General features: G+C 59.1%; 26 protein-coding genes, 1 other RNA gene and 1 pseudogene. 14 read left to right on the forward strand and 14 right to left on the reverse strand.

Features of this window, described 5'->3' with window-relative positions; all coding sequences use genetic code 11:
• Window positions 1–464: 464 nt before the first annotated feature.
• The 4 genes from KBY08_RS19750 to KBY08_RS19765 all read right to left on the reverse strand — a co-directional run bounded on the left by KBY08_RS19750 (window position 465) and on the right by KBY08_RS19765 (window position 4,894).
• Window positions 465–1,694: a 2-octaprenyl-3-methyl-6-methoxy-1,4-benzoquinol hydroxylase gene (locus KBY08_RS19750; RefSeq protein ID WP_011266320.1), complete on the reverse strand. Its 1,230-nt coding sequence runs from the start codon at window positions 1,692–1,694 to the stop codon at window positions 465–467.
• Between the two features lie 51 nt (window positions 1,695–1,745).
• Window positions 1,746–2,933: a 2-octaprenyl-6-methoxyphenyl hydroxylase gene (gene ubiH, locus KBY08_RS19755; protein WP_024652493.1), complete on the reverse strand. Its 1,188-nt coding sequence runs from the start codon at window positions 2,931–2,933 to the stop codon at window positions 1,746–1,748.
• Complete coding sequence (pepP, locus tag KBY08_RS19760; RefSeq protein ID WP_011266318.1) at window positions 2,930–4,264, reverse strand: Xaa-Pro aminopeptidase; 1,335 nt, start codon at window positions 4,262–4,264, stop codon at window positions 2,930–2,932. Before pepP ends, ubiH begins: the two co-directional genes overlap by 4 nt.
• A gap of 75 nt (window positions 4,265–4,339) precedes the next feature.
• Window positions 4,340–4,894, reverse strand: coding sequence for a YecA family protein (locus KBY08_RS19765; RefSeq protein WP_003403224.1), 555 nt, complete (start codon window positions 4,892–4,894; stop codon window positions 4,340–4,342).
• A 150-nt stretch (window positions 4,895–5,044) separates the two neighbouring features.
• On the opposite strand from KBY08_RS19765, the gene KBY08_RS19770 reads away from it, so the two are divergent.
• From KBY08_RS19770 to KBY08_RS19785, 4 genes are all read left to right on the forward strand, one after another.
• Window positions 5,045–5,254, forward strand: a complete 210-nt coding sequence (locus KBY08_RS19770; RefSeq protein ID WP_002551573.1) for a TIGR02449 family protein — start codon at window positions 5,045–5,047, stop codon at window positions 5,252–5,254.
• The gene (locus tag KBY08_RS19775; protein WP_096127434.1) at window positions 5,251–5,580 is read left to right on the forward strand and encodes a cell division protein ZapA; all 330 of its coding nucleotides are present in this window, start codon (window positions 5,251–5,253) and stop codon (window positions 5,578–5,580) included. The genes KBY08_RS19770 and KBY08_RS19775 overlap by 4 nt, the downstream gene beginning before the upstream one ends.
• A 30-nt stretch (window positions 5,581–5,610) precedes the next feature.
• A non-coding RNA gene (gene ssrS / locus KBY08_RS19780) (6S RNA) lies at window positions 5,611–5,789 on the forward strand.
• A 94-nt stretch (window positions 5,790–5,883) separates the two neighbouring features.
• Window positions 5,884–6,495 carry a 5-formyltetrahydrofolate cyclo-ligase gene (locus tag KBY08_RS19785; RefSeq protein ID WP_096127433.1) on the forward strand — a complete coding sequence of 204 codons (612 nt, stop codon included), beginning with the start codon at window positions 5,884–5,886 and terminating at the stop codon, window positions 6,493–6,495.
• A gap of 45 nt (window positions 6,496–6,540) precedes the next feature.
• Here the strand turns inward: KBY08_RS19785 and KBY08_RS19790 are convergent, their stop codons facing one another.
• Window positions 6,541–6,693 (reverse strand): hypothetical protein, encoded by a 153-nt coding sequence (locus KBY08_RS19790; RefSeq protein WP_003317333.1) that lies wholly within the window; start codon window positions 6,691–6,693, stop codon window positions 6,541–6,543.
• A gap of 193 nt (window positions 6,694–6,886) precedes the next feature.
• On the opposite strand from KBY08_RS19790, the gene KBY08_RS19795 reads away from it, so the two are divergent.
• A complete protein-coding gene (locus KBY08_RS19795) occupies window positions 6,887–7,336 on the forward strand; it encodes an EVE domain-containing protein (RefSeq protein ID WP_011266315.1) in 450 nt (149 codons plus the stop codon).
• A 6-nt stretch (window positions 7,337–7,342) separates the two neighbouring features.
• Here the strand turns inward: KBY08_RS19795 and KBY08_RS19800 are convergent, their stop codons facing one another.
• Complete coding sequence (locus KBY08_RS19800; RefSeq protein WP_003403230.1) at window positions 7,343–7,750, reverse strand: flagellar basal body-associated protein FliL; 408 nt, start codon at window positions 7,748–7,750, stop codon at window positions 7,343–7,345.
• 130 nt (window positions 7,751–7,880) lie between these two features.
• On the opposite strand from KBY08_RS19800, the gene KBY08_RS19805 reads away from it, so the two are divergent.
• The 4 genes from KBY08_RS19805 to KBY08_RS19820 all read left to right on the forward strand — a co-directional run bounded on the left by KBY08_RS19805 (window position 7,881) and on the right by KBY08_RS19820 (window position 12,050).
• Window positions 7,881–8,858 (forward strand): NADPH:quinone oxidoreductase family protein, encoded by a 978-nt coding sequence (locus tag KBY08_RS19805; RefSeq protein ID WP_111522325.1) that lies wholly within the window; start codon window positions 7,881–7,883, stop codon window positions 8,856–8,858.
• A 98-nt stretch (window positions 8,859–8,956) separates the two neighbouring features.
• Window positions 8,957–10,921 carry an S-type pyocin domain-containing protein gene (locus KBY08_RS19810; protein ID WP_111522326.1) on the forward strand — a complete coding sequence of 655 codons (1,965 nt, stop codon included), beginning with the start codon at window positions 8,957–8,959 and terminating at the stop codon, window positions 10,919–10,921.
• A complete protein-coding gene (locus tag KBY08_RS19815; protein ID WP_016566934.1) occupies window positions 10,918–11,190 on the forward strand; it encodes a bacteriocin immunity protein in 273 nt (90 codons plus the stop codon). The genes KBY08_RS19810 and KBY08_RS19815 overlap by 4 nt, the downstream gene beginning before the upstream one ends.
• A 44-nt stretch (window positions 11,191–11,234) precedes the next feature.
• The gene (locus tag KBY08_RS19820) at window positions 11,235–12,050 is read left to right on the forward strand and encodes a hypothetical protein (RefSeq protein WP_024641257.1); all 816 of its coding nucleotides are present in this window, start codon (window positions 11,235–11,237) and stop codon (window positions 12,048–12,050) included.
• Window positions 12,051–12,500: 450 nt separating this feature from the next.
• Here KBY08_RS19820 and KBY08_RS19825 read toward each other — a convergent pair whose 3' ends face one another.
• Complete coding sequence (locus KBY08_RS19825; protein WP_024643080.1) at window positions 12,501–13,136, reverse strand: energy transducer TonB; 636 nt, start codon at window positions 13,134–13,136, stop codon at window positions 12,501–12,503.
• Window positions 13,133–13,797: pseudogene (locus KBY08_RS19830) on the reverse strand (energy transducer TonB). The gene KBY08_RS19825 and the pseudogene KBY08_RS19830 overlap by 4 nt, the downstream one beginning before the upstream one ends.
• A 274-nt stretch (window positions 13,798–14,071) precedes the next feature.
• On the opposite strand from KBY08_RS19830, the gene glpT reads away from it, so the two are divergent.
• Window positions 14,072–15,421: a glycerol-3-phosphate transporter gene (gene glpT / locus KBY08_RS19835; RefSeq protein WP_003403247.1), complete on the forward strand. Its 1,350-nt coding sequence runs from the start codon at window positions 14,072–14,074 to the stop codon at window positions 15,419–15,421.
• Here the strand turns inward: glpT and KBY08_RS19840 are convergent, their stop codons facing one another.
• From KBY08_RS19840 to KBY08_RS19865, 6 genes are all read right to left on the reverse strand, one after another.
• On the reverse strand, window positions 15,422–16,090 hold the full coding sequence (locus tag KBY08_RS19840; RefSeq protein WP_003403249.1) for a gamma-glutamylcyclotransferase: 669 nt from the start codon (window positions 16,088–16,090) through the stop codon (window positions 15,422–15,424).
• A 207-nt stretch (window positions 16,091–16,297) separates the two neighbouring features.
• Window positions 16,298–17,266 carry a CDP-6-deoxy-delta-3,4-glucoseen reductase gene (locus tag KBY08_RS19845; RefSeq protein ID WP_003403251.1) on the reverse strand — a complete coding sequence of 323 codons (969 nt, stop codon included), beginning with the start codon at window positions 17,264–17,266 and terminating at the stop codon, window positions 16,298–16,300.
• Window positions 17,266–18,732, reverse strand: coding sequence for a 4-hydroxy-3-polyprenylbenzoate decarboxylase (gene ubiD / locus KBY08_RS19850; protein ID WP_003403254.1), 1,467 nt, complete (start codon window positions 18,730–18,732; stop codon window positions 17,266–17,268). Before ubiD ends, KBY08_RS19845 begins: the two co-directional genes overlap by 1 nt.
• Window positions 18,733–18,859: 127 nt before the next feature.
• Window positions 18,860–20,119, reverse strand: a complete 1,260-nt coding sequence (gene rho, locus KBY08_RS19855) for a transcription termination factor Rho (protein WP_002551560.1) — start codon at window positions 20,117–20,119, stop codon at window positions 18,860–18,862.
• Window positions 20,120–20,350: 231 nt separating this feature from the next.
• Entirely contained in the window at window positions 20,351–20,701 is a 351-nt protein-coding gene (gene trxA / locus KBY08_RS19860) for a thioredoxin TrxA (protein ID WP_003403255.1), read from the reverse strand.
• Between the two features lie 121 nt (window positions 20,702–20,822).
• Window positions 20,823–21,527 (reverse strand): FadR/GntR family transcriptional regulator, encoded by a 705-nt coding sequence (locus KBY08_RS19865; RefSeq protein ID WP_024643077.1) that lies wholly within the window; start codon window positions 21,525–21,527, stop codon window positions 20,823–20,825.
• 250 nt (window positions 21,528–21,777) lie between these two features.
• On the opposite strand from KBY08_RS19865, the gene KBY08_RS19870 reads away from it, so the two are divergent.
• Genes KBY08_RS19870 through KBY08_RS19885 form a run of 4 tightly spaced genes read left to right on the forward strand, consistent with a single transcriptional unit; the run spans window position 21,778 to window position 24,628 of the window.
• A complete protein-coding gene (locus KBY08_RS19870) occupies window positions 21,778–22,563 on the forward strand; it encodes a transporter substrate-binding domain-containing protein (protein WP_011266305.1) in 786 nt (261 codons plus the stop codon).
• 31 nt (window positions 22,564–22,594) lie between these two features.
• Entirely contained in the window at window positions 22,595–23,260 is a 666-nt protein-coding gene (locus KBY08_RS19875) for an amino acid ABC transporter permease (RefSeq protein ID WP_003403260.1), read from the forward strand.
• Complete coding sequence (locus tag KBY08_RS19880; RefSeq protein ID WP_032608017.1) at window positions 23,257–23,907, forward strand: amino acid ABC transporter permease; 651 nt, start codon at window positions 23,257–23,259, stop codon at window positions 23,905–23,907. The genes KBY08_RS19875 and KBY08_RS19880 overlap by 4 nt, the downstream gene beginning before the upstream one ends.
• Complete coding sequence (locus KBY08_RS19885; RefSeq protein ID WP_003432251.1) at window positions 23,894–24,628, forward strand: amino acid ABC transporter ATP-binding protein; 735 nt, start codon at window positions 23,894–23,896, stop codon at window positions 24,626–24,628. The genes KBY08_RS19880 and KBY08_RS19885 overlap by 14 nt, the downstream gene beginning before the upstream one ends.
• Window positions 24,629–24,939: the final 311 nt, after the last annotated feature.

Genomic DNA, 24,939 nt, shown 5'->3' on the forward strand with positions numbered 1-24,939 from the left:
TCAAGCTGAAGCTAAACGGCTTGAGCCCCGTAAAATACAGGGCTCAGGCGGCGAGCTAAAACTGTCCAACTTTCGGGGGGCAGTCCACTGGAGCGTGAGGAACGATAGGTGTCTGGGGGATCGCGGGCGTAACGCGCCCTGAAGAACACCATCGTACCCATGCTCCGCGTGGGTATGCCGTTCTGGACGCTCTGCGTCCTCTCCTGATTATGTGACGCAGAGCGTCACGACAGGCATTCCCACACTGGAGCGTGAGGAACGATAGGTGTCCGGGGGATCGCGAGCGTAACGCGCCCTGAAGAACACCATCGTACCCATGCTCCGCGTGGGTATGCGGTTCTGGACGCTCTGCGTCCTCTACTGATTATGTTACGTAGAGCGTCACGCGACGCTGGAGCGTGAGGAACGATAGTGCTCTCAAGAACACCGTCGCGCCTGGGCTCCGCGTAGGTATGTTTTGGTTTCTAGCGTGCTTCGATCCGCGCCAGTTCAGGCAGATCCCCCGACAAACCCAGTGCCTCGCGGACGAACAGCGCCTTGGCTTCGGGCATGCGGTTGACCATTTTCAGGCCGGTGTTGCGCAACCAGCGCAAGGGCAGCGGGTCGGCCTGGAACAGGCGTTCGAAGCCCTCCATCGCCGCCATCAGTGCAAGGTTGTGCGGCATGCGGCGGCGCTCGTAGCGGCCCAGCACGCGCAGGTCAGACCAGCGCTCGCCGCGCCTTGCGGCATGGGTCAGGACTTCCGCCAGCACTGCGGCGTCGAGAAAACCGAGGTTCACGCCCTGCCCGGCCAGCGGGTGAATGGTGTGGGCCGCATCACCAATCAGTGCCAATCCTCCGGCAACGTACCGCTTGGCGTGACGCTGACGCAGCGGCACACACAGGCGGCTATCGGCAGACAGCACCTGGCCCAGTCGTCCTTCGAATGCCTGCTCCAGTTCGCGGCAGAACAGGTCATCTTCCAGCACCATCAGGCGCTCGGCTTCGGCAGGTGTGACTGACCAGACGATGGAACACCAGTGCTCGCCCTCACGCTCCAGTGGCAGAAAGGCCAGCGGCCCGTCATCGGTGAAACGCTGCCAGGCGGTTTTCCTGTGGGGATCGGCGGTGCGCACGCTGGTGACGATCGCGTGATGCAGGTAATCCCATTCACGCGTCGGCGTTTCAGTCAGGCGGCGCACGGCGGAATTGGCACCATCGGCGGCCACCACCAGCGGTGCGCGCAGCTGACGACCATCAGCCAGAGTCAGCAGCCAGTCATCGCCGGAGTGACGCATCTGTTCAAGCCGCGCATTGGCCAGCAGGCCGATGTCGCTGGCATGCAGACGGTCGAGCAACGCGTCCTGCACCACACGATTCTCGATGATGTGACCGAGCACGTCGGCATGCACGCTGGAGGCCGAGAAGTGAATCTGCCCGGTGCCGCTGCCGTCCCAGACCTGCATATGCGCATACGGGCTGATGCGCCGGGCTGCGATGCCTTCCCACACGCCCAGCCGCTGGAGGATTCGCTGGCTGGCCGCCGACAAGGCGCTGACCCGCGGCTCGAAGCTCGACTGCTGATCAAACGGTTCGACGCTCAGCGGTCCACCGTCGACCACCAGCACATCAAGGCCGCTGTCCTGCAATGCCAAGGCAAGGGCACTGCCGACCATTCCGGCTCCGACAATCAGCACATCTGCGCGCGTTTCCATGGTCAAACCGTTCTCGCTTGCGGCCGAAGCCCTGTGTTTAAAGTGGGTGATTCACACATCGGATCGAGTCCCCAACCCCATTGCCTGGCGGGCAAACCAGCGCTTGGCGGCAGGCAGCAGGTCCAGGCCGAGCAACCCGACGTTACGCCCGGTGGCAACCGCCGACCGGGAGCTGCCGAACAGGCGCGTCACCTTGTCGGAGAAGCCCACGGTCAATTGCTGATCCTGGCGCTGGCGCTCACGGTAGAGCTGCAGCGTCGGCAGCGCACCGGGCGGCGCGTCGCTGTCCAGCAGCGTCTCGGCCAGTGCATCGGCGTCGCGCAAGGACAGATTGAACCCCTGCCCGGCGACCGGATGCAGACTGTGCGCCGCGTTGCCCAGGATCACCAGATGCGAGCGCACCTGCTCTTCGGCTTCGATCAGTGCCAAGGGGTAGACATGCCGGGCACCTACCTGACGCAGCGTGCCCAGGCGATAGCCAAACACGCCCTGCAGCTCTTCCAGAAAACTGCGGTCGTCCAGCTCGGCCAGACGCTGGGTATCGTTGCCCGGACGCGTCCAGACCAACGCACAGCGGTTATCCGGCAATGGCAGCAGCGCCATCGGCCCGTGTTCGGTAAAACGTTCGAACGCCTGCCCGCAGTGAGCTTCGCTCGGCGTGATATTGGCAATCAGCGCATGCTGGTCGTAAGGCCGTTGCCGCACCCCGATACCCAACTGTTCGCGCAGACTGGAACGGCCACCGTCGGCCAGCACCGCCAGGTCGCAGTCCAGCTCGCTGTCGTCACTCAGGCTCAGGCGATAACCGTCGGCCAATGGCTGCATGTGTTTGACCTCGGCCGGCACACGCCAACTGACCACATCACGATCCAGCCCGGCCCACAGAGCCTGACCGAGCCAGGCGTTTTCGACTACATAGCCAAGCGCCGGAACGCCCTCTTCGATCGCCGACAGGCGAGTGGCGCCGAAGCGACCCCGGTCCGACACCTGGATTTGCAGGATCGGCTCGGCGCGTCGGGAAATCTGCTGCCAGAGGCCAAGCCGTTCATAGATGCGTCGCGAGCCGAACGACAGTGCCGAAGAACGCGCATCGTAGCTGGGCTGCCAGGCTTCACCCGGCGCGAAGGGCTCGATGAGCACGATTTTCCAGCCGCGCGCCTTGGCACCGGCCTGCAGCGACAGCGCAAGGCTCGCACCGACCAATCCGCCGCCGACGATGGCGATATTGAAGCGGCTCATACGACCTGTTCCTGTGCAGCCGCCATCAGCGCCTCGATCTCGGCGACGGTCTTGGGCACGCCGCCGGACAGAATTTCACACCCCTGCCTGGTCACAACCACGTCATCCTCGATTCGCACACCAATACCTCGCCATTTCTTCGCGACGTCCAGGTTGTCGGGGGATATGTAAATCCCGGGTTCAACGGTCAGCGTCATGCCAACCTCCAGTACGCGCCACTCGCCGCCGACCTTGTATTCGCCGACGTCATGCACATCCATGCCCAGCCAGTGCCCGGCACGGTGCATGTAAAACATCTTGTAGGCCTCGCTTTCGATCAGCTCGCGGACATCGCCGCGTAGCAGGCCCAGCTCGACCAGCCCGGCGGTAATCACCTTGACCGTCGCCTCGTGTGCCTGGTTCCAGTGTTTGTCAGGCCCGATGGCCGCGAAGGCCGCCTGCTGGGACTTGAGCACCAGCTCGTAGATGGCTTTCTGTTCGGGGGAAAACCTGCCGTTCACCGGGAAGGTACGGGTGATGTCGCTGGCATAGCAGTCGATTTCGCAGCCCGCGTCGATCAACACCAGATCACCGTCCCTGAGCACCGCGTCGTTCTGCTGGTAATGCAGGATGCAACCGTTGCGACCCGAGGCGACGATCGAGCCATAGGCAGGCATCTTCGAACCGCCCTTGCGGAACTCGTAGTCCAGTTCGGCTTCCAGACTGAACTCATGCAACCCCGCGCGGCAGGCCTGCATCGCCCGCACATGGGCCCGCGCGGAAATATCCGCCGCGCAACGCATGACTTTGATTTCCGCGGCGGACTTGTACAGGCGCATGTCGTGCAACAGATGGTCCAGCGCCACGAACTCCTTGGGCGGCTGGGCACCGAGGTGCGCCTTGGAGCGAATCACGTTGATCCAGTCCATCAGGTGTCGGTCGAATTCAGGATTGCTGCCCATCGCCGAATACACCCGATCCCGGCCTTCGATCAGGCCGGGCAGGATTTCATCGATGTCATTGATGGGGAACGCGTCGTCCGCACCGTACTCGCGGATCGCGCCTTCCTGCCCCGCGCGAAGGCCTTCCCACAGCTCGCGCTCGGGGTTGCGCTCGCGGCAGAACAATACGTACTCACCGTATTCACGACCGGGGATCAGCACCACCACCGCTTCGGGCTCGGGAAAGCCGCTCAGGTACTGAAAGTCGCTGTCCTGCCGATAGACGTGCTCGACATCACGATTGCGAATGGCAACCGCAGCGGCGGGCAGGATGGCAATGCTGTCCGGCTCCATCTGAGCCATCAGAGCCTTGCGGCGGCGGGCGTACTCGGACTTCGGGATCTGAATCATGGGCAGCGGGCGTCCTGATGGAGTCCACCGGCTCGCGCTGCGGCAAGCGCTGGCCGGTGTCGCAGTGATCGGCTATCAGTGCAGGGAAGGCTTGGGTTGCGGCGCGGACGGCTCGTTGAATTCAGTGAACAGCAGCAGCGGCGCTACACGCATGTACTCCATGACTTCCATGTAGTCGGTTTCGCCGTCTTCGGACTCTTCCAGCGCGTCCTGAACCTGGGCAATCGCCGCCAGATCCTCCAGAACAGCCTTGGCCTCGGTGCCCAGCGGCTTGTCACCAATGTTCAGACCGAAGCCCATCAAAAATCCCTGACACCATTGGCCCAGCGCAGCAGCACGCTCGGTCAGCGGTTCATCGTCGCCCGGCAGCAACAGCACGACGGTCATGTCGTCGCCGGTGAGCTCGCCCTTGACCATCTCTTGCAGGCCGATGAGGGCCTGACGGATATTGTCTTGCGGCTCGGTTTCCAGCAGTTGCGACGCGTCGGCGAACCAGCCTTCGTTGTCGAAACCGGCAGCTGCGCAACTGCGCCCCAGCAACAGGCCATGCAGCTCGGCAGGAGATACCTGGTGACCGCCACTGTTGAGCAGAGTGGCGAACGCTTTGTACGGAGAATTCTGAATGGGCATGGGTAGCTAGTCGCCAAACGGCGCAATGTCTAGAATGAAGGCCTTGTATCCTAGACTATCCGCGCGACAAGATCACCCGGACGGCGGTTCGAGCTTGAGCACAAGCATCGCTCCCCCTGCCATTCATCAGAAAGTATTCAGTGGAAAACAATGGAAGACACCGACCTGCAAGCGCTGATGAAACGTGTGGAGCTGCTCCTGAAGTATGCCGAGCAACTTAAAGGCCAAAACGCACTCTTATTAGCTCAGGAAAAGACCTGGCGCGAGGAACGTGCCCAACTGATTGAAAAAAACGAAATCGCCCGGCAGAAGGTCGAGTCAATGATTTCGCGCCTTAAAGCCCTGGAGCAAGACTCATGAGCAATGGCAACAGCGTTACCGTTCAGATCCTGGACAAGGAATATTCGATCATCTGCCCTCAGGAAGAGCGCACCAACCTGGTCAGCGCCGCCCGCTATCTGGATGGCAAGATGCGTGAGATCCGCAGCAGCGGCAAAGTCATCGGTGCGGATCGCATCGCCGTGATGGCTGCCCTGAACATCACTCACGACCTGCTGCACAAGGAACATCTGCCTGACGTACAGACCAGCGGTTCGACCCGCGAACAGGTCCGCGATCTGCTCGACAAGGTCGATCTGGTGCTGGCGACAGACACGCCCGGCGCACCGGATTCAACTCGGGGCTGATTATTGCGGGGCATTTCTGTATACTCGCGCTGCTCCCTGGAGTGCTTGCCAGTCGGTCATGTCCCTGAGCCGATACGCACAACCACGGGGGTTGCACGTTGGGGTTGGTGTGCATGTCCGCTCGACGGAAAGCCTTAAAACCTCCTGCAATCTCCACCTTGAACTTTCGGGTTCAAGGGCTAAACCGACAGCGGTTCGTCGGGGAGTCCATATTCAGTTCGTTGCCAGCCCTGTTGTCTGGCAACGACGACCCCGCTCCGGCTTCAACCTCCTTTCCGGATCAGCCTGCATGACCTCCTGCTCATGATCAGCGCCCAATCACTCACACGTCCACAATTGCGCCGCCAGCTACGCAAGGCACGCAAAGCCTTGAGTCAAAGCCAGCAACGCGCAGCCGCACGGGATATTTACCGTCAACTGGCGCAGCACCCGCTGTTTCGGCGTGCCCGACATGTTTCGCTGTACCTGCCGATGGATGGCGAGATCGACCCGCGGCTGTTGCTGCGCGAAGCACAGCGCCGCGGCAAGGCAACCTATCTGCCGGTGCTCAATGCCTGGCCGCGCACCCGCATGGTTTTTCAGCGTGTGCGTCCCGGCGAGACATTCATCCCCAACCGTTTCCGCATCCCCGAGCCGCACATCGACCGGGCAAGGCAACGCCCTGTCTGGGCGCTCGATCTGATCCTGATGCCGTTGGTAGGTTTCGATGACGAAGGCGGTCGCCTGGGCATGGGCGGAGGTTTCTACGACCGCAGCCTGGCGTACCTGGCGCGCAGAAAGACCTGGCGCAAACCGCTGTTACTCGGGCTGGCTCATGAATGTCAGAAAGTGGATCGACTGGCGCAGGCCAGTTGGGATGTACCGCTGCACGGCACGCTATCGGATAAAGGCTGGTATGTGACGCAGACTCTCTGATCGTTCAGCCAACAAGGCCATCAACGATCAGAGTACAGGCAGGGCTCAATGCCTGCCGGGGACTTTTTGCTGCTGCTGTGTGATCTCGACGGGAGCGTCGTCCTTGGTGGACCACAAGCTCTGTGCATAACCGGTTGTCACGACACCCAAGCCAAACAGAATAACCAGAATCCAGAGTAAATCAGGCTTGCGTTTCATTGACTGCCCTCCTTAGGCAAATCAATACGATGTCAGCATCGGTTTTGTGTAGGCCGTGCAACAGCGTGGAACTTTGAAGGGCGGCATTTTGCGGTAACGTGAACCAGTACGCAAATAGTGGCGCGAACCGATTGTCGGTTTGTCATCAAACTGTTCGAAACACCGTAAACCTTTTGTCTGTGGAGTGAGCACAATGGCCTATTGGCTGATGAAGTCCGAGCCTGATGAATTCTCGATCAGCGACCTGCAACGACTGGGCAAAGCGCGCTGGGACGGAGTGCGCAACTATCAGGCGCGCAATTTTCTGAGAACCATGGCAGAGGGCGACAAGTTCTTTTTCTATCACTCCAGTTGCCCCGAACCGGGCATCGCCGGTATCGGCAAAGTCGCCAGGTCAGCTTATCCGGACCCCACCGCGCTGGACCCCCAGAGCCACTATCACGACGCCAAGGCCACGGAGGAAAAGAATCCGTGGAGTGCCATCGACGTCGAGTTCGTGGATATCTTCAAACACGTGCTGGGGCTGGGTTATCTCAAGCAACAAAGCCAGCTGGAGCAACTGCCTCTGGTACAAAAAGGCAGCCGGCTCTCGGTCATGCCGGTGACCGCCGAACAATGGGCGGCGATCCTGGCATTGCGCTGACGGCCGTTATTGAACGATGAAGTTATTGAACAGCAAGTCTTCGACAATCGGCTTGCCTTCTTCATCGTTCATGACGCGCTGAACCTGCTTGAGGGCTTCCTGACGAATGTTTTCCTTCGCTTCGGCGCTGCTCATGGAATCGACGGTCTGCTGAGTGAACAGCGACACCAGTTGATTGCGGATCAGTGCGTCATTGCGCTTCACGGCGGCCTCGGCGTCGGCACCGGTTACACGCAAGGCAATGTCAGCCTTGTAGACACGCAGCTTGGGGCCGCCATCGAGTGCGTAGTTACCCACGAACGGAGGCGTCAGCGAGACATACGCCGCTTTTGGCGGGCCGCCTTCTTCCTTGGCTTCCTCTTGCGCCATGACAGGCAATGACAAGGCCAGCAACATCAGAATCCACGCTTTCACAGTCCACTCCTTAATACGGTTTGCCACGTAGCTTACAGCTTATGTGTGCTTATCAGGCAGGGCCATGCTTGTTGACCCGAGAACCCGCTTAACTGACTTTATCGGCCATTACCGGAAAAGGAATAGCCCGATGAAAGCCCTGTTATGCAAAGCCTTCGGTCCTGCCAGCACACTGGTACTCGAAGACGTCCCCGGCCCTGCGATCAAAAAGAACGAAATTCTGCTCGACGTGCACGCCGCCGGGGTCAACTTTCCCGACACCTTGATCATCGAGGGTAAATACCAGTTCAAACCACCCTTCCCGTTCTCACCGGGTGGTGAGGCCGCAGGCGTGATAGCCGCCGTCGGAGAAAACGTCAGCCACCTGAAACCCGGCGACCGCGTCATGGCGCTCACCGGCTGGGGCAGCTTTGCCGAGCAGGTCGCCGTGCCCCACTACAACGTGCTGCCGATTCCGCAGGGCATGGAATTCACCACGGCGGCCGCATTCAGCATGACCTACGGCACCTCCATGCACGCCCTCACACAACGCGCCCGCCTGCAACCCGGCGAAATCCTGCTGGTACTCGGTGCATCCGGCGGTGTGGGCCTGGCCGCCGTGGAAATCGGCAAAGCCCTCGGCGCACGCGTGATCGCCGCCGCCAGCAGCGCAGAAAAACTCGAAGTCGCCAGAAACGCAGGCGCCGACGAACTGATCAACTACAGCGAAACCAGCCTCAAGGACGAAGTCAAACGCCTCACCCACGGCAACGGCGCCGACGTGATCTACGACCCGGTCGGCGGCGACCTTTTCGACCAGGCCATCCGCAGCATCGCCTGGAACGGTCGCCTGCTGGTCGTCGGCTTCGCCAGCGGCCGCATCCCCGACCTGCCCGTCAACCTGACCCTGCTCAAGGGCGCTTCGGTGGTCGGCGTGTTCTGGGGCTCGTTTGCGCAGCGACAACCGCAAGACAACGCGGCGAACTTCAAGCAGTTGTTTGCGTGGTTTGAAGAAGGGAAATTGACGCCGCTGGTGTCGACGGTTTATCCGCTGGAAAGGGCTGGGGAGGCGATTGATTTGTTGGGGGGACGGAGGGCTGTGGGGAAGGTGGTGGTTTTGGTTAATTAACACTCGTAATACAGTATGAAGCAAAAAATATTTATGTATCACAATGACGGAGAAAAAGCGGATTAATTAGTCGCCATACAGCTAATAAGGAGAACTGTATGGCAGATGAGCAAGAAAAACATATATATGTAAAATACTGGCCTATTCCAGACTTAGGGTCCGCAGACCGGGCAGCGGCCGAGGCAGCTGCTAATAAAGCGAGTGGTGGAGGTAATTCAGGCTGGAGCATTGGAATCGGTGGTGGCGGCGGCGGACCCAGCACTACCGGCCTAGGCCCAGGGCGCGGTCGCCGAAGAGGTATCACTAATAAACAGCTGAGACGTCTATTAAGGCAACAAGAGGCAGAGGCGCATGCGTTGGCCCAGCGGCAAGCGGCAGAACACGCGGCTCATCTCGCAAGACTAGAAGCTGAGGCGCATGCTCGGGCAATGGCGGAAGCCGCCGAGCGAGAGCGCGTTGAAGCGCAGGTGCGCGCACAGGCCGAAAAAGATCAGGCACATCGACAGGCTCTTGAAACGCTGACAGCGTCCTATCCCTCGTTACAATCTGGATTGGCACAAAACTACTTACTGGCTTTTGCATCGCTGCCAAATGATCTTCAAAAAGAAATAGCGTCAGGTCATGATCTAAATGCTGATCCCCCACGCGACGAACAGGCTCTTGAGCTGATACTTCAGAAAAAAATCAGGGTTAACTATTTACTTGCAATCAAACAACCGTTACTGGAAGAGCGTCGCGCTCAGGCTCTGAGTCTCACCGGTCAAGAGCTTGACCATGCTACACAAAAAGACCACCTGAACTATCTGGTGTACTACAGCCAGGGTGATCCTCCACGTGTGCAGCAGGCCCATGAAGCGTGGATACAGGCGTTATCTCAGACCTACGAAGCAAAGCTTCTTGCCGAATCGGTCACGCTGCTCAACGAACAATCAGCAGCGCTTTCCATGCGCCATGCTGAACTGTCGCTGGCCAATAAACCGGCGAGTCAGGATGCACGACAGGCCGCTGGCATCGACAAGCTGTGGTCAGTTATTGCCCCCGCGTCAACCACCACCGCAGCAACAGGCATCAGAACCGTCGCGACCAACATCGCGAAGGATCAACTCATCAGGATTGCAACCAGAACACTGGGCAGCAATCTGGTTACGTTGCTGGCGATGTATCCACAACCGTTGGGCGACGCAGAACTGCCGCCCGCCGTTATCGCCACACCTCTGTCGCAGCTCAACCTGCCGCCGCATATCGATCTGCACTACCTTGCCAGCGTCAAAGGCACGCTGGATGTGCCTCATCGACTGACATCCGATGAAGCTGGCACAAGCGGCGCTGCACGCTGGGTAGCTACGGACGGTGTGGAAGTTGGTACCAAGGTTCGCGTAAGAACTTTCACCTATAACGCACAGAACAATTCCTACGAGTTTATCCGTGACGGGGAATCGACACCGGCACTGATATGGACGCCAATAGCACGACCGGCGGACAGCTCGACAAGCTCACCCGCAGGACCACCCGCTTTGCCGGTAGATCCAGGCAACGTGGTGACACCTTTTGTACCCGAGCTTGAAGCTTACCCGGCGATTGATCGAGATGATCCTGATGATTACATTCTCATATCGCCGATTGATTCAGGGCTGCCGAATAGCTACCTGCTGTTCAAGGACCCGAGGTCGATTCCGGGGGTTGCGAGTGGGTATGGTGAGCGCATAACAAACACTTGGTTAGACGCTAGGACTCGGGCTGAGGGGGCTCCAATTCCTTCGCAAGTTGCAGATCAATTGCGTGGGGTACGCTTCAGCAATTTTGGCCGTCAGAGAGAAGCCATCTGGAAAGCTGTGGCGAATGACTCAGAAATCAGTCAACAGTTTAGTCAGCGGAACCTGCAATTAATGAAGGCCGGTAACGCACCACATCCAAAATTAGAAGATCAGGTAGGACAGCGTACGAAATTCGAGATTCATCACAAGGAAGAAATTGCAAACGGCGGGGCGGTGTATGACGTAGACAATTTAGTCATCATGACACCAAAACAACATATAGAGCATCATAGGAACCGTTCACAATGATTATGAAAGAAAAAATTGAAGATTACACTGAAGAAGAGTTTCTTGATTTTTTGAGGGAGTTCTCTCCCGAGCGCAACAAGCTTGAAGGGAAAGAATATGGGGCATATGTCGACGTATTGTTGCAGCATTTCATTAAAGTGACCGAACACCCCGCACAGTCGGACGTAATATTTTATCCAGAGGAAGGCCAAGAGGACAGCCCCGAAGGAGTTCTGAAGGTAATCAAAGAATGGCGAGCTCAAAATGGCAAGCCCGGATTTAAAAGCTGACGTCCCAACAGGCTACGCGATAGATTTATATAAGGAAATCACCCATGGAAGAATTACGCCATCACTTGCAACAACTGCCTGACATCCTGCAAGTGGAACTTGCTACTCAAGTTGGCGATTGGAGCACACTGGAATACATCGAAATAACTGATCGACACCTACAAGCAATCAATCATTTGATTGCAAACAAGCGTGCCCCACTGCGGCAGGATCATATTGACAACATCCCCACTGCGTTGGGCGATGCTCGCTGGACGAAATCGGATATTGAGATGCACGCACGGCTGGGCTCTCTTACTGGTGTCACACCCATCGACTTTTTCTCGATGACGGTATATGCGCAGTTTCAGATGGAAAGTATTCGTTTTCTAAACGAACTCAAGGCCAACCTCGAATCGTTACACGCGCGAATTAAAGAGCAGAACCGGCAGTATCTTGAGCGTCTTGCTACGGAGGCTGCAAACCGTCAAGCCCAAGAAGCCGCACAACGCCAAGCCGAAGAAGAAGCGCGCGCGCGAGCCGAGGCGGAAGAGGCGGCTCGCCGACTCGCGGAAGAACAGGCTGCGCAGCAGCGAGCCATAGAGGCAGCGTTCCGGCTTGCACAGCGTCAGGTTGAAGAGGCCGAGCATGCGTTGGCCCTACGCAATGCCGAGGAAGCTCGCGCTACAGAGGCCGAATCCCTCCGAGTGATTGAGGTAACGTTCGGGCCTGAGACGTCGCGAGAAATCGATAATGCAATCAAGGTGCTGAGAGGCACTATCGAAATCGCGATCACCGACTTCTCGAATACGATCAGCGCTCACGGAGCGCTCGACATGAGTCAGCTTGAAGCGATTCAAAATATGAGCACTGTTCACTGATCATTTCGCTGGAGGTGCCGGGTCAAGTCAGCACTGCTTTGACACCGGCACCACACGATAGATCTGACATTCTCCGGCAAATAATCCACCTACCTGAAGGTCGGATCATTTGGTAACTGACGACGATATCCGGTTCAGACCTCCAGACTGAAACTCACTCAAAAGCAGGAGGATTACCTGAACTGTGGGAGCGAGCTTGCTCGCGAAGGCGTATTCACAGGGCAACAAACATTTTCGTTGCCATGCCCGCTCATGCTTTTCTGGAGACTTTACGTCCAATCTTGAATGTGGCTCATGGAGCGAATGGTGACGCGGAGCCTTAAGAAAGGCGCTCCCGCTGACGCGTGCGAAACGAGAGATATCCGTCGGCTGTACCGGCCCCTTCGTGAGCAAGCTCACTCCCACAAGTACGCGGCGCTCACGATGTCCGTAATCAATACCGCTCAACCCTTACAACGCCTTCCTCACATTCTCCGGCAAATAATCAACATACCTGCGCATCGGATTTTTTTGGCATTGAGCGACGATGCCCGGCGTCGCTTCCAGCAGCTCAAGAACCAGGGCCTGACGCTCGTCCGGTGTGAGAAACTGCTCTATGACCGGACTGCTCGACAGGTACAGTTCTGTCCGCATCAGCGCATCCGGCTTGACGTCCTTGCGCCATTTGCGTCCCTCGAACATTTCCGTATTCAGCTGCCAGCACAACACCTGCTTCAGCTCGACATTGGCTGCCAGCGGCGGGTTGGTATGTGGCCGCCCCGTGAAATTGAACGTGACCGTAACTGCTTCGCCCTCGGGATGAGAAGCAGACGGCTGCCAGGGTTCGAAGACCCACTGTTCGACAGCACTTCGGGTCAGGCTGATGAGCCTAGGATCGGGCGCGCCCAGCACTTCGAGGAAGCGCACGCCTCCATCGGCCTGAATGAAAACCCTGATACTGACACTGCGTTTTACGGAGGAACGAAGCATCGATGTCGGATAGCCCGGCTCAGGCATGTGCAAGGGCACAGGATAAGACGGCAACGCCTGTGCTCCCCCCGCCGAAAGCAACCCCGTAAGCATCATGCAACCCAGCACGCAGCTCATTCGCTGCCCTCCGCTTGCTCGGCCAGCCCGACGATCAACGCCTTGATCGGCGCTGGCAGATAATCGCCGTACAGACGATCGGGATTGCTTCGGCAATTGCTGACCATCATCGGTATCGCGGCGCCCAGTTGCTCAAGCAGGACCTGGCGTTGGGGCTCGCTGCGCAGGTGGGCAACATGGCTGCCGAACAGCGCCTGCCCGGTGTACCAGAACACGTCGACCTTACTCAGTGGTTCCTTGGGATAGTCCTGGCGGGCGGATTTCACTTCGTGGTTCAGGTAGCCGCAGCGGATGTTTCCCAGGCCCACGGTCACTTCGGTGTTGAAGCGCCGATAGCCGTGGAACCAAAAATGACGGGCACGGTGATCGTGGTCATGGGCGGCGCGCCGACTGTTCCGACCCAGGGTTTATAGCGCCATTGGCGGAGTGCCTGCTCCACCGCTGCGGCGAGCTGCGGATGCCCGCTCTCGACGGCCCGGACTTCACGAACCTGCCCATCGGACTTGATCCACAACTGGGCGCGGACTTTGCCTGCATAGCGGGTCTTGACCAGCTCAGGCGGAAAAACCGGTGTCGGCGTGTATATCGGCACCAGAAATGGCTCTGCAGCGCCGACGTGAGCGGCCAGTGCTGCGGTAATCATGAACGCGGTCATTCTCATTGTTGTAGGGGCTCATCGTCGTGGTGCACCTCCAGGGCGCGGTGATGACGATGGTATGAACCTGCCGACACATCAGTCAGCACACGACTTCCGATACGCCTGTAGGATCCATCCCAAATACTTGAAACACCTGTAAACATTTACGCAATGTTCGTAAAACAACAGCTGATTGCCTGCATTTCCTACAAAGAATCAGCCCGAAGGCACTGCTTTTTTCTGTAATGAAAATGTAATATTCGCATTCGCAAAAACAACAATAATCAGGAGCTTCTCCATGTTTGGGTTTTTCCGTCCTGCCAGGCATCAGGCACCCCTTCCCGAAGAAAAGGTCGACAGCACCTATCGCCGTCTGCGCTGGCAGATCTTCGCAGGCATCTTTATCGGCTATGCGGGTTACTACCTGCTGCGCAAGAATTTCTCGCTGGCGATGCCGTATCTGATCGACGAAGGCTACACGCGTGGCCAGCTGGGCGTGGCGATGTCTGCCATTGCCATTGCCTACGGCTTGTCGAAATTCCTCATGGGCATCGTTTCGGATCGCTCCAACCCGCGTTACTTCCTGCCGTTCGGCCTGCTGGTGTCGGCCGGGATCATGTTCATCTTCGGCTTCGCGCCGTGGGCGACGTCCAGTGTCACGATCATGTTCGTGCTGCTGTTCATCAATGGCTGGGCACAGGGCATGGGCTGGCCGCCGAGCGGGCGGACAATGGTTCACTGGTGGTCGCAGAAAGAGCGCGGCGGCGTGGTGTCGGTGTGGAACGTGGCGCACAACGTCGGCGGCGGCCTGATCGGCCCGCTGTTCCTGCTTGGCATGGGCTGGACCAACGACTGGCATGCGGCGTTCTACGTGCCGGCGGCGGTTGCGTTGCTGGTCGCGGTGTTCGCCTTCGCGACCATGCGTGACACCCCGCAATCGGTCGGCCTGCCACCGATCGAGCACTACAAGAACGATTACCCGGAAGGCTACGATGCCAGCCACGAGGAAGAATTCAGCGCCCGGGAGATCTTCGTCAAGTACGTGCTGCGCAACAAGTTCCTGTGGTACATCGCCATGGCCAACGTGTTCGTTTACCTGCTGCGCTACGGCGTGCTGGACTGGGCACCGACCTATCTCAAAGAAGCCAAACACTTCACGGTCGACAAGACCTCCTGGGCTTACTTTCTGTACGAGTGGGCGGGCATTCCGGGCACGCTGCTGTGCGGCTGGATGTCGGACAAGATCTTCAAGGGCAATCGCGGCCTGACCGGCATGGTGTTCATGTTTCTGGTGACCATCGCCACGCTGGTGTACTGGCTGAACCCTGAAGGCAATCCGACCGTCGACATGATCGCGCTGGTGTCCATCGGTTTCCTGATCTACGGACCGGTGATGCTGATCGGCCTGCAGGCGCTGGAACTGGCACCGAAGAAGGCAGCAGGCACGGCCGCCGGCTTTACCGGGCTGTTCGGCTATCTGGGCGGGTCGGTCGCGGCCAGCGCAGCGATGGGCTACACGGTTGACCACTTCGGCTGGGATGGCGGCTTCGTGCTGTTGATCGGCGCGTGCATTCTGGCGATGGTGTTCCTTGCGCCGACGCTGCGGCACAAACAGGTCGCCAGCACATCTCGCGACACCAAAGGCTGATCAGGCAGTCTCTGACTTGCAGCGCTTGAGCCGCGCCTCCAGATTCAGGTCTGGCATGGCGTGGCTACGCAGGGCCTTGGCGGTCTGCTCGACGTACTCGCGGGTGGTTCCATAGCGCCCTCTGGCGCTGGCGAGCACCTGGCTCAGCACGCTGTCCGGCAGGTTGCCTGCGTAGCTGGGCAGATGCCGCTCCAGCACAAAGCCCAGGGCCTGTACCTTCCGGCCATCTTCAAGGCGACAATTGAGCCAGTGCGGGCGATACGAGGGGTACGGCATCTCGCGCTCCCACAAGGCCAGCAGTGATTTTTCCAGGCATTCATCCGGCAGACGATAAGCGAAGCCGGTGCATGAACCGCCACGGTCCAGACCGAATACCAGCCCCGGCACTTCCGGCGTGCCACGGTGTTCGTGCGACCAGAGGTAAAGTCCGCGGTGATAACCGTGCACTCGGGCGCGCTGGCTCTCCACGGCGGTGCACTCGGGACGCCAGATCAGTGAACCATAGGCGAACAGCCAGACCGGGCCGCCCTTGTGACGACGCATGGTGGCGTTCATGGATGCGAGCAGTTGCTCGCGGGTAAGCTGTGGGCCCATATCGATAACGGGCGGATACGTCAGGCCAAGACCGTCGTGCACTGCAGCGGCCAACTCGTTGATTGGATTCTCCATTTGCCTCCCTGACAGTCTGACTGCCAGTTTTACCGAGCCCCGCCGACTCGCTCGTGGTTGAGCGGCATCAGGGTGTCGTGGTTCGGTTGTTGCCACAGGCCAAGGGCCTGCCTCTACTAAAAGTTGCCTGGCGACGAACAGGCATCGCCATCGGTTGTAATCAGTTAAAGCAATTTACACTCCACTCCTGCAGCCGTCAGTCCGGCATTACGGACGCGGTGCGTAGGCGAATACGTCTGCGCGCATCTGATGTGCATCCATTCCGGCGTCAACCAGGGCGTCCAGGGTTCCGTAGATCATCGCAGGCGAGCCGCTGGCGTAGACGTGAACGGCCGACAGGTCCTTGATGTCCTCGCAAACCGCCTCGTGCAGCAGACCGCAACGCCCCTCCCAACCGCACAGGTCGCTGACGACCTTGTGCAGGAACAGGTTCGGCAGTTTCGCCCACTCATCCCAATGGCTGACCTGGTAGAAATCCTCGGGACGACGCACGCCCCAATACAGGTGCACAGGATGACTGAAGCCTGTGGAGCGACAGTGTTCCAACAAACTGTTCATTTGCGCCATGCCCGTACCGGCCGCGATCAGCACCAGCGGCCCGTCCGGCAGCTCGGCGAGGTGGGTGTCGCCAAACGGCAGCTCGACCCGCGCCATGCGGTTGCGTTGCAGTTGTTCGATCAGGCTGCGCGCACTGTCTTCACGAGCCAGCACGTGCAGTTCCAGGTCGCGACCGCTGTGCGGCGCCGACGCGATGGAGAACGCCGACTTCTCGCCGTTCTCGCGCTCGATCATCAGGTACTGCCCGGCATGATAACGCGGCGGCTTGCCGGCCGGGGCGCGCAGGCCGACCCGCCAGACATCGCCACCCACCTCGACGCATTCGCTCAATTGGCAGGCAAAACTGCGCACCGGCAGTTCACCCTTGGCCAGCACGCCATCCCACAGCACCAAGCACTCTGTCAGCGGCTCGGCCACACAGGTATGAATTTCGCCGTGATCAAGTGTCTGCCCTGACTGCATCACCCGGCCTTCGACCAGCAGGGCCGAGCAGACATGGCAGTTGCCATTGCGACAGCTCTGCGGGCACTCGTAACCCAGGCGTTGTGCCGCATCGAGTATCCGCTCGCCCGGCAGGGTTTCCAGCACCGCACCTGATGGCTGCAAGGTTACGCGCATCAGTCTATTCCCAACTGAGTCCAGATTTCGTCCACCCGGCGTGTGGTGGCTTCGTCCTTGACGATCGCCCTGCCCCACTCGCGGCTGGTCTCACCTGGCCATTTGTTCGTGGCATCCAACCCCATTTTCGAACCCAGGCCGGACACCGGCGAGGCGAAATCGAGGTAATCGATGGGCGTGTTGTCGATCATGACCGTGTCGCGCTTGGGGTCCATGCGCGTGGTGATGGCCCAGATCACGTCGTTCCAGTCCCGCGCATTGATATCGTCGTCGGTGACGATCACGAATTTGGTGTACATGAACTGGCGCAAGAACGACCAGACACCCAGCATCACGCGCTTGGCATGGCCGGGATACTGTTTCTTGATGGTCACCACCGCCATGCGGTACGAGCAACCCTCGGGCGGCAGGTAGAAATCGACGATCTCCGGAAACTGCTTTTGCAGAATCGGCACGAACACTTCGTTCAGCGCGACGCCCAGAATCGCCGGCTCATCAGGTGGACGACCGGTGTAGGTGCTGTGGTAGATCGGCTTGATACGGTGCGTGATACGCTCGACGGTCAGCACCGGAAAGCTGTCGACTTCGTTGTAATAACCGGTGTGGTCGCCGTAAGGCCCTTCGTCGGCCATCTCGCCCGGATGAATCACACCCTCAAGCACGATCTCGGCGCTGGCCGGAACTTGCAGATTGCTGCCACGGCATTTGATCAGTTCGGTGCGCGAGCCACGCAGCAGCCCGGCAAAGGCATATTCGGACAGACTGTCCGGTACAGGCGTCACGGCACCGAGAATGGTCGCCGGGTCCGCGCCCAGTGCGACGGCCACCGGATAAGGCTCGCCGGGGTGCTTGGCGCACCAGTCGCGGAAGTCCAGCGCGCCGCCGCGGTGGCTGAGCCAGCGCATGATGATCTTGTTGCGACCGATGACCTGCTGGCGATAGATGCCGAGGTTCTGGCGCTCCTTGTTCGGGCCTTTGGTGACCGTCAGGCCCCAGGTGATCAGCGGCGCGACATCGCCCGGCCAGCAGGTCTGTACAGGCAGCATGCCGAGGTCGACGTCATCGCCTTCGATGACGACCTCCTGGCAAGGCGCATCCTTGACGACCTTCGGTGCCATGGCGATGACCTTGCGGAAGATCGGCAGCTTGGACCACGCATCCTTCAGGCCCTTGGGTGGCTCGGGCTCTTTGAGGAACGCCAGCAGCTTGCCGATTTCACGCAGCTCACTGACCGCTTCGGCGCCCATGCCCATGGCGACGCGCTCTGGCGTGCCGAACAGGTTGCCCAGCACCGGGATATCAAAGCCAACCGGTTTTTCGAATAACAGCGCCGGGCCCTTGGCACGCAAGGTACGGTCACAGATTTCAGTCATTTCCAGCACAGGCGAGATCGGCATCTGAATGCGTTTCAACTCTCCGCGCTGCTCAAGCTGCTGCACGAAATCCCTAAGATCTTTGAATTTCATTAACCCGGCCATTTATCCAATAGACGCACATCGTACCTGCTCCAGCACGTCAAGGCAGCTAATCGGCGGCATGCAGGCAAAAAAAATGGTGCCCCGAAGGACACCATTTTTTGTTTCAGCCTGCCAGTTACTTGCGTTTCATGGACAGGAAGAACTCGTCGTTGGTCTTGGTCTGCTTGAGCTTGTCGATGAGAAACTCGATAGCCGCGACTTCGTCCATCGGGTGCAGCAGCTTGCGCAGGATCCACATGCGCTGCAGCTCGTCATCAGCGGTCAACAGCTCTTCACGGCGTGTGCCGGAGCGGTTGATGTTGATGGCCGGGAACACGCGCTTCTCTGCGATCTTGCGATCCAGAGGCAGCTCCATGTTGCCGGTACCCTTGAACTCTTCGTAGATCACTTCATCCATCTTCGAACCGGTTTCAACCAGTGCGGTGGCGATGATGGTCAACGAGCCGCCTTCTTCGATGTTACGCGCAGCACCGAAGAAACGCTTTGGCTTCTCGAGTGCGTGAGCGTCGACACCACCGGTCAATACCTTGCCGGAGCTCGGGATGACGGTGTTGTAGGCACGGGCCAGACGGGTGATGGAGTCGAGCAGGATAACGACGTCTTTCTTGTGCTCGACCAGGCGCTTGGCCTTCTCGATCACCATTTCGGCAACCTGTACGTGACGGGTTGGCGGCTCGTCGAACGTCGAGGCGACCACTTCGCCGCGCACGGTGCGCTGCATCTCGGTCACTTCTTCCGGGCGCTCGTCGATCAGCAGAACGATCAGATGCACTTCCGGGTTGTTACGCGTGATGTTCGACGCGATGTTCTGCAGCATGATGGTCTTGCCCGCCTTCGGCGGAGCAACGATCAGACCACGCTGGCCCTTACCGATCGGTGCGCACAGATCGATCACACGACCGGTCAGGTCTTCGGTGGAACCGTTACCGGCTTCCATCTTCATGCGAATCGTCGGGAACAACGGCGTCAGGTTTTCGAACAGAATCTTGTTCTTGGCGTTTTCCGGACGGTCGTAGTTGATCGTGTCGACCTTGAGCAGAGCGAAATAACGCTCGCCTTCCTTGGGTGGACGGATCTTGCCAACGATGGTATCGCCGGTACGCAGGTTGAAGCGGCGGATCTGGCTGGGGGAGACATAGATGTCATCCGGGCCGGCCAGGTAGGAAGCATCTGCAGAGCGCAGGAAACCGAAGCCGTCCTGGAGAATCTCCAGCACGCCATCACCGGATATTTCCTCGCCACTTTTGGCGTGCCGTTTGAGCAGGGAGAAAATGACGTCCTGCTTGCGCGAACGGGCCATATTCTCGATGCCAGCCTGTTCGGCCATTTCGAGCAATTCGGTAATCGGCTTTTGCTTGAGTTCAGTCAGGTTCATATGGGGAATGACGTAATCATGTATGGAGGGGGAAATTAAGCTTTTGGCTTAATGAGGCCGCGCCGCAGAAAAGGCGACAGGATCGCGTACTAAATCGAAAGGAGAGCGTCGGCGACGGCTAGCAGGGGGCAACGGAGAAGCCGTTGCGGGGCCGAATGTACCACCTGATTTTCCAGGCGTCTAGTACGACACCCGAAAAAAACCCCGCATTTTGCGGGGCTTTGAAACGTCTCAAACAGGTTTAGGAAGGTCGATACCGTTTCCTTCGAGAAACGCAGTCAGCTGCGACTTCGACAGCGCACCAACTTTGGTCGCTTCCACATTGCCGCCCTTGAACAGCATCAGCGTAGGAATACCACGAACACCATGCTTGGCAGGAGTGTCCGGGTTTTGATCGATGTTCAACTTCGCAACCGTCAGCCTGCCTTTGTAGGTGCTGGCGATTTCGTCCAGAACCGGGGCAATCATTTTGCAAGGGCCACACCATTCAGCCCAATAGTCAACAAGCACAGGACCCTGAGCCTCGAGTACTTCGGCGTCAAAGGTGCCGTCGGTGACGTGTTTGATAAGGTCGCTACTCATGGAAGTCTCCGAGGTCATAGGCTAAAAACGACGCTCATCATAGCGGTCCTTATGCTATTCAGGAAGCGAAGCTTCATTGAGTCTTGCTATCGTAGAACATGACTGAGGTTATGGCAGTAGCTCAGTTCGCGGGTGAAACGAAGACGATGCCGGTGCGCAGTGCCGCGCCACGAATATGGTCCTGCATGGCCTTTTGCGCAGGCCCTGACGCATGTCGGGCCAGCGCGCGAAGGATCTTGCGGTGCTCCTGCCAGGTCTCCATGACCCTGGCCGCCCGGATGAACGGCATCTTCTGGCTTTCCAGGAAGATGTCGGCCCCGGCAGTCACGATCCCGAGCATCGCCTGATTGCCGCTGGCGGCCAGAATGTGCCGATGAAACTCGAAGTCCAGCCGCGCCGCAGCCTCGAAGTCACCGGCCCGCAATTCCAGGCGCATGGCTTCGACGTTGTCCTCCAGTACATCGCGCTCGTCGGCGGTCAGGGTCACGGCGGCCATGCCTGCAGCGAAACCTTCCAGTGCATAGCGCAACTGAAAAGTGTCGGCCGGGGAAACCTGAGCTTCATAAGGCCAGGAAAAACCACCCGTGCGCTGTTCTGGTTCAGAAATCGACTGCACGAAGACGCCTTTGCCGGGCTGGACACTGACCACTCCGAGTGCGCTGAGCGACGACAAGGCTTCACGCAAGGACGCACGACTGACCCCCAGCAATACCGCCAGATCGCGTTGCGACGGCAGGCTTTCGCCGGGCTTGTACCCTTGCTCGGCGATCAATTTGCGAATGGCCCGGAGGGCTGATTCGGGTACTGCGAGTGAAGTGTGCGGCATCACTGTTCAGGCCAGTCAGTCCAGTAAAAATCCCTTTTATCCCCATCTCGAACATTCGGCAAGCGACGCCCAGCCCTGGGGCGGCAAGGCTTTAAAGCGCGCCAAAGCAGGGCGCGGCGCCGCTCAACTGGTCAGACCAGTAAGACCATAAACACGCTGCAAACCCTTATTCATGGCAGCTCAAGAGCGAATGGCATGCGCTGTGCACTGGAGACAGGCCAACACCTTTCGTTTCGCCCGGAGACTTCATATGACCAAGCGTTACAGCGCCCTGCTTACTGCATTGTTTGCCAGTCTGATGCTGAGCCAGACACCCGCCCACGCCAACGGCCTGGACGACGTTGTAGCGCGCGGCACCCTCAAGGTAGCCGTTCCGCAGGACTTCCCGCCATTCGGCTCGGTCGGCCCGGACATGAAGCCGCGCGGCCTGGACATCGATACTGCACAGCTGCTGGCTGACAAGCTGAAGGTCAAGCTGGAGCTGACCCCGGTCAACAGCACCAACCGCATTCCGTTCCTGACCACCGGCAAGGTCGACCTGGTGATCTCCAGCCTGGGCAAGAACCCGGATCGCGAGAAAGTCATCGACTTCTCGCGCGCCTACGCACCTTTCTATCTGGCGGTATTCGGCCCACCTGATTCGCCGGTCAAGGACATCGCTGACCTGAAAGGCAAGACTATCAGCGTGACCCGTGGCGCGATCGAGGATATCGAGCTGTCGAACGTTGCTCCCGAGGGCGCGACCATCAAGCGCTTTGAAGACAACAACTCGACCATCGCGGCCTATCTCGCTGGCCAGACTGACCTGATCGCCAGCGGCAACGTGGTGATGGTCGCCATCAGTGAGCGCAATCCCAAGCGCATTCCGGCGATGAAAGTGAAACTCAAGGACTCGCCGGTGTACGTTGGCGTGAACAAAGGTCAGCCGGAACTGCTGGGCAAGGTCAACGAGATTCTGAACGCTGCCAAGGCTGACGGTACGCTGGAAAAAGCGTCACAGAAATGGCTGAAGGACCCGCTACCCGCCGATCTCTGATCACTGCTTTTTTCGGTCACAGGATTCACCCATGGCTTATCACTTCGACTTCACACCGGTCCTGCAGAACCTCGACGTGCTGTTGCGTGGGGCTCTGTTCACGCTGGAACTGACCGCTATAGGCACCTTGCTCGGTGTCAGCCTTGGCATTGTCGGTGCCGTCGTGAGGGCCTGGAAGATCCAGCCCTTTGCGACGATCTTCGCCATCTATGTCGAGCTGATCCGCAATACACCGTTTCTGGTCCAGCTGTTCTTCATTTTCTTCGGTCTGCCGTCGCTGGGCGTGCAGATCACGGAATGGCAGGCAGCGGTGCTGGCGATGGTTATCAACCTGGGTGCCTACTCGACCGAAATCGTGCGGGCGGGTATCCAGGCGATTCCCAAGGGCCAGCTTGAAGCATCGGCTGCGCTGGCGATGAGTCGCTACGAAGCCTTTCGCCACGTGGTGCTGGTTCCGGCGCTGGGCAAGGTCTGGCCGGCACTGAGCAGCCAGATCATCATCGTCATGCTCGGCTCGGCAGTCTGCTCGCAGATTGCCACTGAAGAGCTGAGCTTCTTTGCCAACTTCATTCAGTCACGCAACTTCCGCTCGTTCGAAACCTACATCGTGACCACGCTGATCTACCTGGCCATGGCGCTGTTGATCCGGCAACTGCTGGCCTGGATCGGACGTCGCTACATCTCGAGGAACCGCTGATGGATTTCACCCTCTGGGACATCGTGCGCAACCTGCTGATCGGCCTGCAATGGACCGTGGCCTTGTCGCTGGTGGCGTTCATCGGCGGCGGGCTGATCGGCTTGCTGATCATGGGCATGCGCACCTCGGAAAAATCCGGCCCGCGCGTGACCGCGAAACTCTATATAGAACTGTTTCAGGGCACGCCGCTGTTGATGCAGCTGTTTCTGGTGTTCTTCGGTGTCGCCCTGATGGGCCTGAACATTTCGCCCTGGGCGGCGGCGGCACTGGCCTTGACGCTGTTTACCAGCGCTTACCTTGCGGAGATCTGGCGTGGCTGCGTCGAATCAATCTCCAAGGGCCAGTGGGAAGCATCCGCGAGCCTGGCGCTGACCCCGTTCGAGCAGATGCGCTATGTGATTCTGCCGCAGGCGCTGCGCATCGCGGTCGCGCCGACGGTCGGCTTTTCCGTGCAAGTGGTCAAAGGCACAGCGGTGACGTCGATCATCGGCTTCACCGAACTGACCAAGACCGGCAGCATGCTGGCCAACGCTACGTTCGAACCTTTCATGGTCTATGGCTTCGTTGCTCTGGGCTACTTCATCCTGTGTTACCCCTTGTCGCTGTGCGCGCGCCATCTGGAAAGGAGACTGCATGCCTCTGCTTAGAATTTCCGCCCTGCATAAATACTATGGCGATCATCACGTGCTCAAAGGCATCGATCTATCGGTCGAAGAAGGCCAGGTCGTGGCGATCATCGGTCGCAGCGGCTCGGGCAAAAGCACCCTGTTGCGCACGCTCAACGGTCTGGAGTCGATCAACGATGGCGTGATCGAGGTCGATGGCGAATACCTGGACGCCGCACGCGCCGACCTGCGCACGCTGCGCCAGAAGGTCGGCATGGTGTTCCAGCAGTTCAACCTGTTCCCGCACCTGAGCGTGGGCGAGAACGTCATGCTGGCGCCGCAGGTCGTGCAGAAAGTGCCTAAGGCCGAGGCCGCCAAACTGGCGAGGAAGATGCTCGAACGCGTCGGCCTGGGCGAGAAGTTCGACGCCTTCCCGGATCGCCTGTCCGGTGGTCAGCAGCAACGCGTGGCGATTGCCCGCGCGCTGGCGATGTCGCCCAAGGTACTGCTGTGCGACGAAATCACCTCGGCGCTGGATCCGGAGCTGGTCAACGAAGTGCTCAGCGTGGTCCGCCAACTGGCAGCCGATGGCATGACCCTGATCATGGTCACCCACGAAATGCGTTTCGCGCGTGAAGTGGGCGACAAGCTGGTGTTCATGCACCAGGGCAAGGTGCACGAAGTGGGCGACCCGAAAGAACTCTTTGCCAACCCGAAAACCCCGGAACTGGCGAACTTCATCGGCACAGTGGAGCACGCCTGACGCTGAACGCAGAGCGTCCGGAACAGCATGTCCACGCGAAGCGATCAGCGTTATACACAAACCCCGAAGAGCCTGGAAAAGGGCTGAAGCGGCAGTGTCTGGCTGGACAGAAATCTTTGTGGGAGTGAGCTTGCTCACGAAGGCGTTGGTCCAAACACCATATCTCCGGGGGCTGCACCGGCCTCTTCGCGAGCAAGCTCGCTCCCACGAAGACTGTGTATTACGCTGAGCGCGGAGCATGTTGCGGGCACTTATCGTTCCTCACGCTCCGCGTGGGAATGCATTTCGTGACGCTCCGCGTCACAGCTACA

It is taken from the genome of Pseudomonas sp. P135, assembly GCF_020312125.1.
Classification (GTDB): domain Bacteria; phylum Pseudomonadota; class Gammaproteobacteria; order Pseudomonadales; family Pseudomonadaceae; genus Aquipseudomonas; species Aquipseudomonas fragariae.